This window comes from Luteibacter sp. dw_328 (genome assembly GCF_018449605.1).
Classification (GTDB): domain Bacteria; phylum Pseudomonadota; class Gammaproteobacteria; order Xanthomonadales; family Rhodanobacteraceae; genus Luteibacter.
On record NZ_JAAVUW010000003.1, the window covers coordinates 144,580 to 160,586 of the forward strand.

Below are 16,007 nucleotides of genomic sequence, written 5' to 3' on the forward strand. Positions count from 1 at the left end.
CTTCCGGTCTCGCGCTTAGCCACCCTTTTCCAGGCGGGCGATCATCGGAGCACGCGCAGCCATGATCAGCTGCGAAGCGCGTTCCTCTGTCATGCCATCGATATCGATGAGTTCGTCGACGGCAAGGTCACCCAGGTCGTCCAGCGTCTTCACACCACGATCCGCCAGCGCGAAGGCGGTCGCATCGTCCATGCCGTCCAGACCGAGCAGTTCCTCGGAAGGCGGGTTTTCTTCCACACCTTCCTCGGCTGCCAGTGCCTCGGTCAGCAGGGCGTCGCGGGCGCGAGCACGGAGTTCCTCGACGATGTCTTCGTCGAAGCCTTCCACGTTGAGCAGCTCGGCGCTCGGCACGTAAGCAATTTCTTCGATGGACGAGAAGCCTTCCTGCACCAGGATGCCGGCGATCTCTTCGTCCACTTCGAGTTTGTCCTGGAACAGCTGCAGCGCGGCGGCCTGTTCGGCCTCGCTCTTCGCCGTCACCTGGTCCTGCGTCATCACGTTGAGCTGCCAGCCGGTGAGCTTGCTGGCGAGGCGCACGTTCTGGCCACCGCGACCGATCGCCTGGGACAGCTTGTCCTCGGCAACGGCGATGTCCATGGAGTGCTTCTCTTCATCCATGATGATCGACTGCACTTCAGCCGGCGCCATCGCATTGATGACGTACTGCGCCTGGTTCTCGTGCCACAGGATGATGTCGACGCGCTCGCCGTTGAGCTCGTTGGACACGGCCTGCACGCGCGAACCGCGCATGCCGATGCATGCGCCGATGGGATCGGTGCGGCTATCGTGGGCGACGACGGCGATCTTGGCGCGGTCACCCGGATCGCGGGCGCAGCCCTTGATCTCGACCAGGCCCTGGCCGACTTCCGGCACTTCGAGCTTGAACAGTTCGATCATGAATTCCGGCGCGCTGCGCGAAACGAACAGCTGCGGACCACGGACTTCCGACTTCACTTCGTACAGGTAACCGCGAACGCGGTCGCCGACGCGGGCCGATTCACGGGGAATCGTCTTGTCGCGCGGGATGAAGGCCTCCGCATTGCTGCCGAGGTCGAGATAGACGTTGCCGCGCTCGACGCGCTTGACGATACCGGTGACGAGTTCGCCAACGCGATCCACGAACTGGTCGACCACCTGCTGGCGCTCGGCCTCGCGAACACGCTGCACGATGACCTGCTTCGCAGCCTGCGCAGCGATGCGGCCAAACTCGGCGTTCTCGACCTGATGCTCGATGGCACCACCGATCTCCGCCACTTCGCCTTCGCCGGCTTCGTCTTCAGCGTCCATCAGGCGGATCTGGTAAGACGGATCCTCCATTTCGACGTCGTCGGCGACGATCTCCCAGCGACGGAAGGTCTCGTAATCACCCGTGTTGCGATCGATCTCGACACGAATGTCCGGATCCTCATCGGGGTAGCGCTTCTTGGCGGCCGAGGCCAGCGCCGCTTCCATGGCGTCAAAAATGACTTCGCGCGGTACGCCTTTTTCGTTGGCGACCGCGTCGACTACCAGCAAAAGTTCTTTGCTCATTGCCGCTACTCCCGTAAGGATGCCCCGCGGCACCCCGTCGTTTCGTTATTTGGGTTTCTTTCCGCCCAGACCGGGCTTCGGCTGTGGCGCATAGCCAAGAGCCACCCAATCGGGAACCACGCGGGCGCTTTCGACGTCCGCATGCTCGAATTCGAATCGGCCAGCCTCACCCTCGACCACAATGTGCTCGCCATTTACTTCAATGACGTTGCCTTTGAGGCGCCGACGACCCTCGACCGGGGCCTTCAGCAGCACTTTGACTTCCTGGCCGCTCACGCGAGCGAACTGCTCCGCCGTGAACAGAGGGCGCTCGATGCCGGGTGAGGAGACTTCTAATACGTAGTTGCCAGGGATCGGATCTTCAACGTCCAGGTAGGCGGAGAACTCGCGACTCGCGGTCGCACAATCCTCGACCGTCACTTCGCCAGGCAGCTCAGCTGCTTCGCGACGTTCGCGCTCGGCGCCGAGTACGTCCAGATAGACGCGCAGCGTTTGCTGCCCGTCGGACGGGGCGAAATCCATACCCAGTACTTCGAGGCCAAGCTCGGCCACGATGTCTGAAAAGCGTTGTGTAAGTGCGTTGGTATCCACGTTACCTGCGGTTTTTCCATTCGCCAGAAACAAAAAAAGGGCGCGAGCGGCCCATTCCATTACGTCGCCGATGTATCCGACACTTTCCTCCAGCGCTCGCCGCGATGCCCTGACGGCGCTCACAGTGTGTCGCAGGGCGCCTCCGTGCGCCCAACAAAAAAGCCTCACGAGGAGGCTTTCTTGTAAAAAGAAAGTTCCTGAAGCACCCACTGGGTGTAAGGCCTAAACCGGGGCCCAACGGCGCTTAAGATTCACTAAGTCTATCGTATTTTAATGTCTTCGTGCAAGGTCGTCGGTCCCGTCCTAGAATGGCCCCAGGGGCGAAACCGGGGGACGGGATGGACGGTACGGCGAATCTCGACGTACACACGCTAGGCATTATCGGCCTGGCCGTGGGGGCGACCATTGCATTGAGTTTTACCCTGCTCAGTATGGTGCTGCGCGGGATGCTCGCCCTGCACATCTGGGCAGGGGCGTTCTGGCTGCTTACCCTGGCCGGGCTGGCGGAAGGTTACGACGAAAATGCGACCTTCCTGTCGACTATCGTTGGAAGCCTGCTGATAGCGGCCGCCAATGGCGCCATGCTCGGTGGCATCGCCATCCACATCAAATATCCCCTGCGGTGGCGGTGGCCAGCCTTGCTGATCGCCCTGTTCCTGGCGGTGCAAGTCGCCTTTCTCCTCACACCCCCACCCCAGGCGGTCGAAGCCACCGTGTTCGGCGTGAAGAGCATCATCTGGGATGCCTGGATGATCTGGCTCCTCCTGTTCCGTGCCCCGCGCGAGCTGAGGACAGGCTGCGCGTTCACTGCGCTCGTCTTCGCCATCGATACCTTCTTTTATCTGGCCCGGGCAGCAGTCTCAATGCATCCTGAGATGGAATCGCACGTGCTGCTGTCATCCATCCTGACGACGTCCAACTACCTGTTCGGGATTCTTTGCACCTTCCTGCTGAGCACCGGCTTCACCCTGATGCTGGCCCAACGCCTGGTGCACGACCTGCGCTGCGCCGCCGAAATCGATGGCCTGACCGGCCTGCTGAATCGCACCGCCGTGGTCCGGGAATCGAACCGTCGGCTCGCGACGACGCGCGGCCGCAGTAACTCCGCCCTGCTCTTCGACCTGGACAACTTCAAGGCGGTGAACGATTCCTGGGGCCATGCCGGCGGCGACGCGGTGCTCAAGCACTTTGCGGAAACCGTCCGCGCCAGCGGCATCCCCGAGCACGCCCTGTTTTCCCGCTACGGCGGCGAGGAGTTCCTGCTTCTGCTTCCGGGGGCCTCACCGAATGCGGCGAGCAGCCTGGCCGAGAGCCTGCGGACCCGGATTGAAGGCGCGCCGGCGCCGTTCTCGGGTGCCTCGATCGCCTTCACAACCAGCGTCGGGGTCTGCACCTCGACCAACACGGAAATCCACGTACTCATCCAGGCCGCGGACGAGGCCCTCTACCGGGCTAAGAATGCCGGGCGGAACCGGGTCGAGGTGGCTTGAGGGTCAGGCGACACGTGGGCGGATGGCTTTCAGCGCATTTCCGATGGTTCGCTCCGCACACTCCAACTCGTCATTCTTTGACGGTCGACTTTCCGCGCTTTGTCGAAAGCGCAAATGCAAGATGATCCTAGATCCCACACTTATCGACTGTCGATAGAACGAATCTCAAAATGGCATCAGAGTTCGGTCATGCGTACGTCGCCGATCCAATTCGCGGCCCGACGCGCCAACCTCGTCGCTTCCTCTTCGCCGTCGAAGCTGACCTCACCTCGCACGAGGCGTGAGCTGTCGAAGTCGTCGAACGTATTGACGTTGACCACCGCGTACAGCTTCCCTTCGATGAGACTGGTACAGCAAGCAACCACGCCGCAGCGGGCACATACCCTGAAGTCGGCGGTTTCGGTGCCGAAGGCATAATCGGAGAGCAGCCGGCTATCTTCGACATGCACACTGAGCGACGCCGACGCATTCGCCGTCCACACCGCCCCGTGCTTCCGGCAGAACGTGCATGTGCATGCGCGGGCGCCGATCGTCTCGGTATGTTCCGGCCAGACGAGGTCAAACGTGATGTTGCCGCAGTGGCAGCTACCGTGGATCAGCATGCCCGGTGTTCCTGTGTGGCTGAATCAGACCGAGGCAAGGATACGCCCTATTTCGCCCCGGACTGGCTCGCCGCCGCCCGGCACTTCTCGCGAAGCCACGCGGCGGCGTTGGCCTCGGCCGCCGCATCGTCCACGGGCTCATCGGGCTCGATCACACCACCGTAGCGGTGACCGCCGCGATCACGGTCGATCGAGACCATCAGTGCGATCACACTGCCGTCCGGTAGCGGGAATAGCTCATTGCCGCTCGACAAGCCGGCCGTCCCCGAACCGAACGATCGGGTGTTCGACCGTCCTTTGAACGCAACGGCAACGGCCTCACCCGAACTCGCGGTGTGAGGTCCGGTCAGGACCGCGACCGGTACGGCCGACTGGTCGACTGTCGCCGAACCCATGACCGGGAAAGGCGTTATACGTCCGTCGGCCTGCTCGAAGGAGCCCACCGGTGATGCCCCGAGCAAGGGCCGCAGAGCGGCCAGCATGGGATGCATGTTGCCGCCGCTGTCCTTGCGAAGATCCAGCACCCATCCGCAACGCGGCGAGAGGTCGACGATGGCCTTCGACAGAGACGCCGCGAAGTCTGCCGCGAGCTTTGGATCCGTCCCCATGAAGCTCGGCATGGAGATATAGCCGAGGTCGATACCGCGCGCTTCCACCCTCGCAGCACCGGAAGCCTGACCGTTATGCATATAGGCCGCCGCCCTACTCGCATCCATCAAGAAGCTATGGTGATCGTTCAACGCCTTGAGCAACACCTTGATGGCCGCATGCGTTTCGGAAAGCTTGCCCGTCTTACCTGCGAACTCCCTGACCTCGGACTCCACGCTCGACCAGTCGACATCACGCGAGTGGTACGCGTTCTTGCGAACGATATCGATCGCGGCATCCAGGGTGGGTCCAGCGAAGGGTGACGACTGTTCCTCACCGAGATCCTCGAGGATGAGGCGGGTAGCCGTGAGTTCGCCGTGCTTCATCAGGAGTACGCCGAAAGCGATGCGATCCACATCGCATGGAACATCGATCTCGACCTGCCGATGCCCGTTCCCGGTCCGGTCGTTCACCGGCTCCGCTTCGGAGTTCATGAAGGCCCGTGATTTCCCCGCCGCATCCGCGCGGATCCAGACCGCGGCGCCGTCGATGGCATCGTGCGTGGCAAGGTCCGCGGAAAGGCGAAGACGGTGATTCCTGAATGGCGTTCCGTCGATGTTCGTCGTCGCGGACCCGAACGGCTTCACGTCGTCACCCTTGCTGGAAAGGTGCACGGTCGCCCCCGTGGCATCGCGGGCATTGCCGGAGAACTGGACCTCGTACGCGGCCCAGGGGTATGCCTGGAAGGATGGGATGGCGGCCGGAGCCACCTGCGCCATGACGACGTCCGTTCCCGGAAAAATCACCCCGCCGACAACGAATAGCCAAGCGGCGAGCTTGCAAGAGCGCGCCAGCCATCCGCGCCCTTCTCCATCACGCGTACGTCCTTGCACGAGCACTCCACCGGTCCATGAATGAGGAGGCGATCATGCAACGGGACCACGATGTTGTCACGGCCCTTGCGCACATCTCGACCGCATACTTGGTAGATGGACGACGACGCTCCCTATCCCCGCTTTGCTTCACGCGGCAAGGCCTACGTCTATGTGCTGCCATGCCGCGACGAGGATCTGCTGAAGGTCGGCTTTTCACGCGATCCCTTCACGCGGTTCAGCACGCTGCACCGTCGTTTCTTCGACTTCTTCGACCTGGAGCGGGGATTGCTTCTCGATGCCGAGCGCGTGGTCGATGCAAGGCGCATCGAACGTCGCCTCATCGAGGCATTCCCCGAGCAGCGCGCGATGGCGCCGCTTGTCGTGCCGGTATCGGCCGCGGGACACACGGAGTGGTATCGAGGAGTACACGCAGACGTCGCCGCTCTGTTGGAGGACATCGCTCGCACTGACGGCCTGAACCTTAGCCGCAGCCTTGTGCCGTGGCTTCAGGGTTATCTGGAAGCGCGTGCCGATCTCCTGCACGACTGGTCGGCGCGGATCGTGGATGCGCTCGACTGGGCGACGCACAACGCGCCTGACGACCGCGACGCCACGCGCCTGCGCAGGGCGCTCATCGATACGCTCGACATGTACGTCGCTGCCGGCGTGGGTGTCGAATCACGGCTGCCCCGGCATGTGATCGACTGGTACGCGAATGGCGAACACCGTCGCCTGTTCCGCTGAGTCAAGAAGTCAGTGATCGACCGTTGTATCGCGCGACCGACTCGGCGGCGCGGCGTGCAGACGACCCCAGGCCCGGCGCAACTGTCGTGCGGAGCCGAAACCCGAGCGTTCGGCCACCGCCTCCATATCCAGCCGGGACCCAGCCAACAACTCGCTGGCCAGGGCAACCCGCATGCGGTTCACGAAATCCGTCACGCTCATGCCCGCATGCTCGTTGAACAGTCGCGACAGATTGCGCGGGCTGGTAGCAGCCTCCCGCGCCAGCACCGGCACCGTCCAGTCACGCGCCGGATCGCCGGCAACCGCGTCCTGTGCACGGTGTATCGACGGATGCATGTGGTTGCGCCCTTCCAGCCAGGGCGACAGCTGCGGATCGCCTCCCGCGCGGCGCAGGTAAACGACGAGGAAGCGTGCGACCGCCAATGCGCACCCGGGCCCGACCTCGCCCGCAACAACATGCAGCATCAGGTCGATCCCGGCGGTGATGCCAGCACTCGTCATCCGCTCGCCGTCGACAACGTAGAGACGGTTCTCACGCACGCGTGCCGCGGGAGCGTCGTGCGCGAGTTCAGCGATGCAGCCGTGATGCGTCGTGCACTCGATGCCATCGAGCAGGCCCGCGCGTCCGGCCAGCAACGCACCGGAGCAGATCGTGGCAAGTCGGATACCGGGCCGCACGACGCGTCGAAGCCAGTCGACAATGGCTGCTTCATACGCATCGTTCTGCCCGGCCGTGGTGACCGGCTCGCCCAGCGGAATGTCGGCGTGTCCAGGAACGACCAGCATGGCGCCGTCCGGCAGCCGCACCGGCAAAGGCGCGATGCCGGTCACGGCAAGACCGATTGAACTGCCGAGCTTGCGTGCCGGCCCGACGAATCGAACGTCGAAGCGAACCTCGCCCTGCTCAAGGTTCGCCTTGCGCAACACCTCGATCGGTCCGGCGACATCGAGCAGCAGCACGCGCGGTGGCAACACCACGAAAACGGGGATGACGCGGGGTGCCGTGCTCTTCATCAGGCGGCGTTGCGCAGCGCTCCTGCGAGCGCCTCCTCGACCGTCGCGATGCGCGCAAAACGATCTTCCAGCACCAGTTCCGTGCGCGCGCGGATCTCGCTGGCGCTCCACTCGCGACCATGACGGTCCGTCATCGGGAACGTCAGTGTCGCCTCACCCACATAGTCCACCTCATAACCGAGGTCCGAGGCGTGGCGGGTGGTGGTTTCGCAGCATTGCTCCGTGCGGATACCGGACACGATGATGCGACGGATGCCGTTCTCGGTCAGCCAGACCTCGAGGCCGGAGCCAACCAGGGCGCTGTGCCGTCTCTTGCGAAAGGTCACTGTCGGCGCGATGCGAAGAGGTGCCAATGTCGCCACGAAGCCTGACGCCTCGGAGAACGGACCGCTGTCCTCCACATGGAAAATGCGAACGACGGGGATGCCGGCGTTCGTCGCTCCATCGATGAGGGCCTGCTGGCGGTCGACATAGGCAGGGACATCGCCTTCCCGCCAGTACGGGCGGTGGCGGAAGGATTCCTGGGCATCGATGACGATCAGCGCGGTATCGGCGTGGGACATGGCGGCACTCCTGGTGGCTGGATTGAACCCAGTTTCCTCCGGCCGGAGCAAGTGCGACAGGCCGGGCGCGGACGCCGACCGGACAATTCGCGCCAGAAGAGCGACGCCCCTCAGCGGGATGTCTGCGGGGCCTGCCCCTGTTGTGCGAGGACGGTCGCCCAGCTTCGGGCCTCGTCCTGCAAGGCAAGCTTGCGGCGTTCGAGCAGACGCGCGTATTCGGGTTTCGCATCCTCGCCGAAAAACGGTTGGTTCCGAGCCTGGTCGATCTGCACGGGGTGTGTCTCGAAAAAAACCACGACAGCCTCTCGCGCGTCGATGGCCTCGATGGTGGCCGCCCGGATCGGCGCGACCCGCTTGAGGAGCGTGGTCAGATCCGCCATGTCCCGGGTTATCGAGGCGGCGGGGCGACCACCTTCGGCGATCACCGATGCTTCAGCGTCCCCGAGCCCACGACGCGCGCGATCGTCCACCATGTCCTGGGCGGCCAGATCGCTCCTCCAGTTTCGCAGCGCGTCGCGCACGCGATCGCGCGTCGCCGGATCCGCCAGTTGCACGTCGCCGACCACCGTCGCTCGCTCACTGGCGATCATATGCGCCCTGAGATTGGCGCGCGCCAGCCGCCAGTCTGCAGACGCTTTGGATGCCGCAGCCACGGCTCGCTGCTCGACGCCAACCGCGAGCTGTGCCTTCGATAAGGCGTTCACGTCGTCCAACAGCGACGCCGTCGGCGCCGCGTGCGGAAGGCACAGGAAGACCACCGTCGCGGCGCACAGTCCGGTCGCCCATAGGCCCGAAAACACGTAGCGGAAATCGACCCTGAGCCATCGCAACAAGACACTGCTGCCCGCGATGGTCCCGAACACCGGCAGGACAACCTTGCGAGTCTCCGCAGTGGCTTCGCTGCTATAGCTGGCGAACCATATCAGCGCCATCGATCCGATGACGAGGACGGCAAAGACAGCCATGAACCAACGCAGCGGCATGGCAGCGCCCGGTGGGCGCGCTGATGGCGCGGCGACCTGCACCGCTTCCATCTTCAGCCACGCCGGACGGACAGCCTGTTCGTCTATATGCCGCCGTGCAAGCGCGTCGGGATCGATACCCCGGTCGATGAGTTCCGCACGCAATGCCGCCTCGGCCCAGTCGACTCGCTCGTCGCGAATCCACATGCGCTCGAGCACTGCCGTGTCCGTTGCGGCAAAACGCGCCCGCGCCTCTGCCTGACGTTCCTTATAGTCCATGTGGCCCCCCCGACCCTGTTCCATCCGGCACCCTCTCCGCCGTGCGCGGATTGTGTACCGACGCGCGGCGAAAATGAAGAAGGCGCCCCCGTCGCCGGGAGCGCCCTCCTTCTACTCACGCGTGGATCAGTTGGTCCAGGTCGCCTTCAGCGAAACGCCCGAGAACGCGGCGTAGCCGTTGAGCATCACGTAGTACGTGCCGGTCGAGGGCGTCGTGAACGAGCAGGTCTCCGAGTTGCCGGTCACATACGGACGGCAGTCGTAGCTCGACGTCGTCGGCGCGGAACCGAACTTCACGTAGAGGTCCGCATCGCCCGAACCACCCGAGATGACGATCTTCAGGTTCTTCGCACCCGACGGGATCGCCACGGTGTAGTTGAGCTTGGCGTTCTTCGCGGCCGACAGGCCGGTCACCGCCACGCCGTTCTGCAGCGTGTTGCCACCACCGCCACCGGACGAGGTCACCGTTACCGAGGAACTCTTGGCGTTGGTGGCGCCTGCGTTATCGGTCACCGTCTCGCTGACGGTGTACGTGCCCGCCGCCGTGTACGTGTGGCTCGGACTCGTCGCCGTCGAGGTGGAGCCGTCACCGAAGTTCCAGGCATGCGACGCGATGCTGCCGTCGCTGTCCGTGGAGCTATCGGTGAAGGTCGCGGTGAGGCCGCTGGTCACGACACTGAAGTTCGCTACCGGCGGAACGTTCGTGCCGCCACCGCCACCGGTGACCCAGTTGGCCTGGGCGTAGGTGTTGAGCTTGCCGATGTCGAAGCTGCCGAAGCCCGTGGCCTCGTCGAAGCCCGTGGCGGCGGTGTAGCCGTGGTTCTGGTAACCGTTGTTGCCCGACGTCACGTCATGCAGCAACGAGGTCTGGGTCGGGAAAGCGCCGTAGAACTTCGATGCAGGGAAGCCGATGGCGTTGTTGGCAGCCGATTCGATACGCGCGAAAGCACCGACAAACAGCGGCGATGCCAGGCTGGTACCACCCACCTGCTCCGTCTGTCCGTCGATGATGATCAGGGCGCCCGACGCCGAGGCCGCGTCGAACGAAAGGTCTGGCCCCACGCGCTTGGTCGAGCTCGACACGACGGACTGCCAGGAAGGTGCCGCCTCATAGAGGCTGGTACCACCACCGGTCGCCCAGAGGCGCTGGTTGTTGTCGCCCTGGCTCGGCGCGATGGCCGAAAGGCCTTCGTTCCAGACGGTTTCGCCCGACCACGTCGTACCGCTGGTGGAAAGCTGCGTGCCGCCGACCTGGATGACGTACGGGGAGCTCGCCGGCTCGCTGACCGAATAGTGCGTCAGGTCGATCTTCACCGTACCGGCCGAGTTCGCCACGTAACCAGGCGAACCGGAGGTCGGGTCGGTAGACCACTGGTAGACACCCGCATCGCCCGAAGCGATCGAGAAGGTCTGGCCCTGGGCGACGGCCTGCTGGAAGATCGCATCGTCCGCTGCCTGGGTGCCGGACTCTTCGGCGGCCGTCTCGTCTTCACCGAGCGACACGTTGATCAGCTTGGCGATATTGTCGGTGACCGCCTTGTTGTAAGTCGCGGTGATACCCGCGTCGGTGATGCCGCTGGAGTTCGAGTCGCCGTTGGGCGAGGTGTAGAAGATCAGCTGTTTCACGCCGCCGGAGATACCGACGATATCCTGGCTGTCGAGCGACCACTCACCGTTGGAGTCATCGTCGTTGGCGAAGGTACCGCTGCCGACCTTGGTGATCGTCGCGTTGACCGTGGCCAGACCCGCACCCGACGTGAAGGTATTCAGATCGGTCACCGTCTGGGTAATCGAACCCCAGGTAATGATGCCCACCGCGGTCTTCGTCGCGGCCGGTACGCCACTGGCGCCGTAGATCGCGGCGAAGTCCTGCGGATGATGCGCACCCACGGCGGCGGCTGCCTGCGTGCTCGATGCCGGACCAGGTACGGTCACGTTCTCCGGGTGATAGACATGGTGCAACGTGTGCTTGACCGACACGTTCTGCAGACCGAGTACAGCGTCGACCGACTCACCGAGCGCAGCAGGGACAAGCGCAGGCGTGTCATTGGCAAAGAATTCGCGGCCGTTCGAGGTGAAGCGCTTGATCGACGTATGGAAGCCCGTCGTCGCGGCACCGGCATTGCCGTCGGCGGAGATCAACAGATTGTTGGGTGCGACGTCGATGTTGGTGAAACCAGCCTGCTGCAGGTGCGCGACAACCGCGTCGACTTGCGCCTGCGTCGGGCCGAACTGCGCCTTGAACTGCGCGGGGGAGAGGAACTTACCGTATTGCGCGCTACCGAGCGTGGTCACGCCGGCGAGGAAGGTCTGCAGCTGGTCGGGATTGCGCAGCTTGAGGCTGACCACGACGTGCAGCGGATGATCGGCTGCCACCGCGGTGACGGCCGCGCCGTCGATGTGCGGGGAACCGGTCATGTTCAACGCATAGCCACTGGCCACCGGCGTGGCGGCCGTTGAACTTGCGGCGAGCGTCTGCGTAGCGGCGACGGGGAGCATCGCGGCCTTGGTATGCGTGGAAACCCATGCATCTTCGGCGTGCGCGGAAAGCGAGGTCATCGCCAGCGCAATGGCCAATGTCAGTGCAGTTTTGCGTGTGACCCCTGAAGCAAAAGCATCGATCTTCATGAATGATCCTTCGTTAGCCCGTATTTGCCTCCGCTGCGGCGGAAGCCCTGACACGCTGGCGATCTGGCTAAGCGGCATGTTCCCCGCCGGTCATTCGTCTCCCTGCCCGGTGTTGCGTGAAGCGCAGGAAATCGCGAACTCCCCACCATCCCGCTTCTTGCTCCCCTGTTTCCCTTTCAGCCATGCGACGCGAATCTTTCGCGGGGCTTTCCACGAACGGGTTCATTCACCGGTGGACGGGTTGCCGTGACGGGGACCGCAAAAACAGGCGTCGGTTTTTTTTCACCACCGACGCTTTGCGACAGGCCAGCCGATCAGTCGATGCTTACGCATTCGCATCTTCTTGCGTTTTTGCCGTTAGAGCGTGACGTATGGCATTGGCTGGGGGCGCGGGCCGCCCGGGAGGATGGGCCATCAGCCGGGGGAATCGTGAATGCGTAATGTCGTTCTGCTCGTATCGTTGTGCGTGACGTCAGCCGGCGTAGCGGCTGCGGATGGCCCACTGGCGCCGACCGTCGTCGACGGCACGTTCCAGCGCCTGGGTAGCGAGTTCGTCCAGTCGGGACGAACCGATGCGCTGTCAGTCGCTGTCGTCGACCACGGCAAGGTGCGTTTTTACAACTTCGGCTCGACATCGCCAGGCGCGGCCACACCACCAACCCAGGCGACGGTCTACGAGATCGGCTCGATTACCAAGGTATTCACGTCGTTGCTGCTTGCCCACGCGATCGTCGATGGCAAGGCCAGGGCGACCGATGACCTGCGCACGTACCTGTCCGCGTCGTATCCGAACCTCCAGCGCGATGGCGCGCCGGTGCGACTCATCGACCTTGCGGATACCACCTCGGCGCTGCCCGACAACCTGCCGGATTTTACGAAGCTCGCGGCAACGACGACTCCCGAAACATTGCCCTTCGCGGCAATCAGGCAACTCGCCGAATACAACCGGGCCCGCCTGTTCGAGGACCTGAAAGCGGCCCCGTTGTCGAGCCGTCCCGGAACCGTGCCAAAACATTCCAACCTCGCGTCAATTCTGCTCGCGATCGCGATCGAAAAGGCTTACGGGCAGGACTTCGCCGTCCTGCTCGATCGTTTCATCGAAAAGCCCTTCGGCATGCAAGCTGGCCTCGGCAAGGGCCGGGCCGGTCAATTCGTGACTGGCTACAGCGCTGATCGTGTCGCCATGCCGGCGCTCGATGCGCCGTACATCGCAGCCGCTGCCGGCCTGCGTTACAGCGCCGAGGATATGTCCCGGTTCCTGCTTGCTGAACTGGCAGCGAAGGATCCGGCGATACGCCTGAGCCAGCAATTGGCCTGGGGCGACATCGACGACGACGCGACGGCGTTCAACTGGAAGGTCGATCGTACGATCGACGGTCAACGCCGGCTGCGCACATCCGGCGGGACCTTTGGCTCCTCGAGCTACATCGAGCTCTACCCCGACAGCGGTTATGGCGTCGTCCTGCTCGCCAATCGCCCGGGACAGACGCAGGCCCAGCTGAAGGCGCTTGCCGAGAGTGCCCTTGTCGACATGCGTGGCAAGCCTGCAGCGCAGTTCGCTCTCGAGGAGGCGCTGAAAAAAACAGACTTCAACGACGTCGCCGGCGTTATCGCGCGGGTGAAGCGCGCCTACCCCGGCCTGAATCTTCCCGAAGAACGCATCAACAGCTGGGGATACTCATTGTTGAGGGCGGGCAACGCCGAACAGGCGGTCGGCCTGTTCGGTTACAACACTGAGCGCCACCCGAGAAGCTGGAACGCCTGGGACAGCCTTGGCGAGGCCTATGAAAAAACGAACGCGCGGGACAAGGCCGTCGCCAGCTATCGCCGTTCACTCGACCTCAATCCCGACAACGCACACGCCGCCCGGCAACTCAAACCGACGGCGGGCACCCAGGACTAAGGGCCGCCGCCAGCCACGTCGCCACGACCGCCCGCCCCTCGACGACATCCATGTACTGGATAGGAGCGCCACGGCCGTCGAGCCCGGGCAGCGGCGTACGCAGCCATCGGCCCAGCCAGCCGAGCGGGTCCGCGACGATGCCCCGTTCGACAGACGATTGCCGGCAAGCCATGACCACGCTGCCGGCAAGCGACGCCATGGCCAACGGCGCCTCGGATTCCTGTGGGCTGAGCCGCTCTTCGTCGGCCATCCGTCGCCGCAGATTGGCCCGGTTGAGGCCGAGGTAGAGCGCCAGGTTGTGATCGGGAATGCGGAGGTCACTTGCCAGCTGCCCGACAAGAGCAGGTGGCAAGCCGCGACGGATTCTGTCGATGCGCTCCTCCGTCGTGGCCTGGATAACGGCCACGTAAGCCGCGTACTTAACAGTGATATCGGATGAAACAGCCATGTCGTCTTGCTCCGTGGGAAGGTCTGACGCGCAAGGTGACAGGAATGCGACGCGCGGACTTGAGAATTTCGACCGATCTGTCCCGTCTGCCGAAAATGCATCACCGAATACGTGTAGGCACGGGCCGACAGACGAACGTCAGGAATAGCCCTAACGTATCCCTCGTCCCATCCCAATGGCCCTCCCCCGGATCATTGGCTTTCCGCGGCGCTTCGGCGCCGCTTTTTTTTGGCACATCCGCGTGATCGTGTAAGGATGGAAGCGGGAACCGCCGCATTCGGGGATGAGGCATGGTCAAGCACCGGGCAAGTCGCTACGCCACGTATGCCGCGCTGGTGGCGGCATTACCGCTCGCGCATCTGCTCATTCCCCCAGCCTTGCAGAAGCAAACACCCGAACTTGCCGACTACGCGATGCTCCTTTCCGCCGTGGCCGCCCTCGCCTACACCATGTTTTGCCTGCGCAAGCCTGGTTATGACCGTCGTTACATCGTCTGCCTCGCTCTCGGCATCGGCTGCTGGGTCGCCGGCATGGCCTACGCCATTGCGCAGTCCGGGACGGACGAGAACCTCATTACCACCTACGTCCTCTTCATAAGTTACGGCGCGCCGCTCCTGTATGCCGCCGTGACGACGCCCGACGAGCCGTCCTCGCATGCGCGCCGCATCGTGGACGGCGTGCTCCTCCTCCTGCTGGTGGTGCTCTGTTATCTCGGCGTGCGCGACCTCACCGACGCCTATGGCTTCCTCAAGCCAGAAGACATGGGCTGGGTCGTCGTAGCCTTCGATGTCGAGAATCTCTTTCTTTTCGGTACCTTCCTCGTGCGCTATGTCACTGCGACCAATGAGGGTGACCACCGATTCTTCGGCATCGGCACCGTATTTCTGGCGCTTTATGCCATCTGTGCCGGCATTCACAATCACGACGAGCTCTACCCCGACACACTCGCCCTGCAACGCATGGCCGATGTCCTGCCGACGGTGCCATTCATCGCCCTGGCCTGCCTGCTGCATGCGAACGCTACGCCTGGACCCTTTGAGCCGATTCGGCACAAATGGGCTCGCCAGCTGTCGGTGAGTCTCGCTCCCGGCCTGCTGCTGGCAGCGATCTTCGCCCTCAGCCTCGGCATCACCGAACGACAGGGCATGTTCGGACGCAGCATCCTCGCCCTCGCGATGCTCGCCTACGTGGTCCGTGTCACCCAGACCCAGTTCTGGTTCGCTCGCACCCGCGACCGCCTCGCCGAGGCCTTGTCCACCGTCGAACGCGTCTCCCTCCTCGACGAATTGACCGGCATTCCTAACCGGCGCGCGTTCGATCAGGCCCTGGACGAACGAACGAAAGAGGCCGCGCGCGAGCAACGCGCACTCAGCGTGCTCATGATCGACATCGACCACTTCAAGACATTCAACGACACGTTCGGCCATCTCGAGGGCGATGTCGCGCTGCGCTCAGTTGCACGTTTGCTCGCGGGTACGCTGAGGCGCCCAGCCGACTTCATCGCCCGCTACGGCGGCGAAGAGTTCGTGGTCATCCTTCCGGGGACCGATGAGGACGGCGCGCAAGTGGTGGCGCGGCGAATGAATCGGGCCGTCTACGACGCGCAACTCGAAAACAGCAATGGCATCGATAGCCGCGTCACCGTGAGTATCGGTGTAGCCACGCGCGCGCCGGATCACGTGCAGGGCGTCGTCATGCATGCAGACCGCGCCCTCTACAGCGCCAAGCACGCTGGCCGGAACCGTTTCGTGGCGGCGACCACGGACTAGAGCCGAGCTCGACCTACCCCG

General features: G+C 63.7%; 13 protein-coding genes. 4 read left to right on the plus strand and 9 right to left on the minus strand.

Annotated elements, in window-relative coordinates; genetic code table 11:
- Positions 1 to 15: 15 nt before the first annotated feature.
- Together nusA and HB634_RS08315 are read right to left on the minus strand one after the other, a co-directional pair.
- Entirely contained in the window at positions 16 to 1,530 is a 1,515-nt protein-coding gene (nusA, locus tag HB634_RS08310; protein WP_063573258.1) for a transcription termination factor NusA, read from the minus strand.
- Positions 1,531 to 1,575: 45 nt separating this feature from the next.
- Entirely contained in the window at positions 1,576 to 2,121 is a 546-nt protein-coding gene (locus tag HB634_RS08315; RefSeq protein ID WP_213948513.1) for a ribosome maturation factor RimP, read from the minus strand.
- Between the two features lie 338 nt (positions 2,122 to 2,459).
- Here HB634_RS08315 and HB634_RS08320 point away from each other — a divergent pair, with 338 nt between their 5' ends.
- Entirely contained in the window at positions 2,460 to 3,611 is a 1,152-nt protein-coding gene (locus tag HB634_RS08320; RefSeq protein WP_213948262.1) for a GGDEF domain-containing protein, read from the plus strand.
- 176 nt (positions 3,612 to 3,787) lie between these two features.
- Here the strand turns inward: HB634_RS08320 and HB634_RS08325 are convergent, their stop codons facing one another.
- A complete protein-coding gene (locus HB634_RS08325; protein WP_213948263.1) occupies positions 3,788 to 4,213 on the minus strand; it encodes a hypothetical protein in 426 nt (141 codons plus the stop codon).
- 47 nt (positions 4,214 to 4,260) lie between these two features.
- The gene (locus HB634_RS08330) at positions 4,261 to 5,580 is read right to left on the minus strand and encodes a S41 family peptidase (RefSeq protein WP_213948264.1); all 1,320 of its coding nucleotides are present in this window, start codon (positions 5,578 to 5,580) and stop codon (positions 4,261 to 4,263) included.
- A gap of 210 nt (positions 5,581 to 5,790) precedes the next feature.
- Here HB634_RS08330 and HB634_RS08335 point away from each other — a divergent pair, with 210 nt between their 5' ends.
- On the plus strand, positions 5,791 to 6,420 hold the full coding sequence (locus tag HB634_RS08335) for a GIY-YIG nuclease family protein (protein ID WP_213948265.1): 630 nt from the start codon (positions 5,791 to 5,793) through the stop codon (positions 6,418 to 6,420).
- 9 nt (positions 6,421 to 6,429) lie between these two features.
- Here the strand turns inward: HB634_RS08335 and HB634_RS08340 are convergent, their stop codons facing one another.
- The 4 genes from HB634_RS08340 to HB634_RS08355 form a co-directional block, all read right to left on the minus strand.
- Complete coding sequence (locus HB634_RS08340) at positions 6,430 to 7,434, minus strand: helix-turn-helix domain-containing protein (RefSeq protein WP_213948266.1); 1,005 nt, start codon at positions 7,432 to 7,434, stop codon at positions 6,430 to 6,432.
- Positions 7,434 to 7,997 (minus strand): isochorismatase family protein, encoded by a 564-nt coding sequence (locus HB634_RS08345; protein ID WP_213948267.1) that lies wholly within the window; start codon positions 7,995 to 7,997, stop codon positions 7,434 to 7,436. The genes HB634_RS08340 and HB634_RS08345 overlap by 1 nt, the downstream gene beginning before the upstream one ends.
- 110 nt (positions 7,998 to 8,107) lie before the next feature.
- Positions 8,108 to 9,238: a hypothetical protein gene (locus HB634_RS08350; RefSeq protein WP_213948268.1), complete on the minus strand. Its 1,131-nt coding sequence runs from the start codon at positions 9,236 to 9,238 to the stop codon at positions 8,108 to 8,110.
- A 126-nt stretch (positions 9,239 to 9,364) separates the two neighbouring features.
- Entirely contained in the window at positions 9,365 to 11,866 is a 2,502-nt protein-coding gene (locus tag HB634_RS08355; RefSeq protein WP_255548452.1) for a protease pro-enzyme activation domain-containing protein, read from the minus strand.
- A gap of 433 nt (positions 11,867 to 12,299) precedes the next feature.
- Between HB634_RS08355 and HB634_RS08360 the strand changes: the two genes are divergently transcribed.
- Positions 12,300 to 13,769, plus strand: a complete 1,470-nt coding sequence (locus tag HB634_RS08360) for a serine hydrolase domain-containing protein (RefSeq protein WP_213948269.1) — start codon at positions 12,300 to 12,302, stop codon at positions 13,767 to 13,769.
- Here HB634_RS08360 and HB634_RS08365 read toward each other — a convergent pair.
- A complete protein-coding gene (locus HB634_RS08365) occupies positions 13,741 to 14,217 on the minus strand; it encodes an antitoxin Xre-like helix-turn-helix domain-containing protein (protein ID WP_213948270.1) in 477 nt (158 codons plus the stop codon). The genes HB634_RS08360 and HB634_RS08365 overlap by 29 nt on opposite strands.
- Positions 14,218 to 14,507: 290 nt before the next feature.
- Between HB634_RS08365 and HB634_RS08370 the strand changes: the two genes are divergently transcribed.
- Positions 14,508 to 15,986: a GGDEF domain-containing protein gene (locus HB634_RS08370; RefSeq protein ID WP_213948271.1), complete on the plus strand. Its 1,479-nt coding sequence runs from the start codon at positions 14,508 to 14,510 to the stop codon at positions 15,984 to 15,986.
- The last annotated feature ends 21 nt before the right edge of the window (positions 15,987 to 16,007 follow it).

What these genes read in the sequence shown, in the direction of transcription:
- nusA (WP_063573258.1), bottom strand. Translation starts at nt 1,530, where the DNA reads ATGAGCAAAGAACTTTTGCTGGTAGTCGACGCGGTCGCCAACGAAAAA.
- HB634_RS08320 (WP_213948262.1), top strand. Translation starts at nt 2,460, where the DNA reads ATGGACGGTACGGCGAATCTCGACGTACACACGCTAGGCATTATCGGC.
- HB634_RS08325 (WP_213948263.1), bottom strand. Translation starts at nt 4,213, where the DNA reads ATGCTGATCCACGGTAGCTGCCACTGCGGCAACATCACGTTTGACCTC.
- HB634_RS08330 (WP_213948264.1), bottom strand. Translation starts at nt 5,580, where the DNA reads ATGGCGCAGGTGGCTCCGGCCGCCATCCCATCCTTCCAGGCATACCCC.
- HB634_RS08335 (WP_213948265.1), top strand. Translation starts at nt 5,791, where the DNA reads ATGGACGACGACGCTCCCTATCCCCGCTTTGCTTCACGCGGCAAGGCC.
- HB634_RS08340 (WP_213948266.1), bottom strand. Translation starts at nt 7,434, where the DNA reads ATGAAGAGCACGGCACCCCGCGTCATCCCCGTTTTCGTGGTGTTGCCA.
- HB634_RS08345 (WP_213948267.1), bottom strand. Translation starts at nt 7,997, where the DNA reads ATGTCCCACGCCGATACCGCGCTGATCGTCATCGATGCCCAGGAATCC.
- HB634_RS08350 (WP_213948268.1), bottom strand. Translation starts at nt 9,238, where the DNA reads ATGGACTATAAGGAACGTCAGGCAGAGGCGCGGGCGCGTTTTGCCGCA.
- HB634_RS08355 (WP_255548452.1), bottom strand. Translation starts at nt 11,866, where the DNA reads ATGAAGATCGATGCTTTTGCTTCAGGGGTCACACGCAAAACTGCACTG.
- HB634_RS08360 (WP_213948269.1), top strand. Translation starts at nt 12,300, where the DNA reads ATGCGTAATGTCGTTCTGCTCGTATCGTTGTGCGTGACGTCAGCCGGC.
- HB634_RS08365 (WP_213948270.1), bottom strand. Translation starts at nt 14,217, where the DNA reads ATGGCTGTTTCATCCGATATCACTGTTAAGTACGCGGCTTACGTGGCC.
- HB634_RS08370 (WP_213948271.1), top strand. Translation starts at nt 14,508, where the DNA reads ATGGTCAAGCACCGGGCAAGTCGCTACGCCACGTATGCCGCGCTGGTG.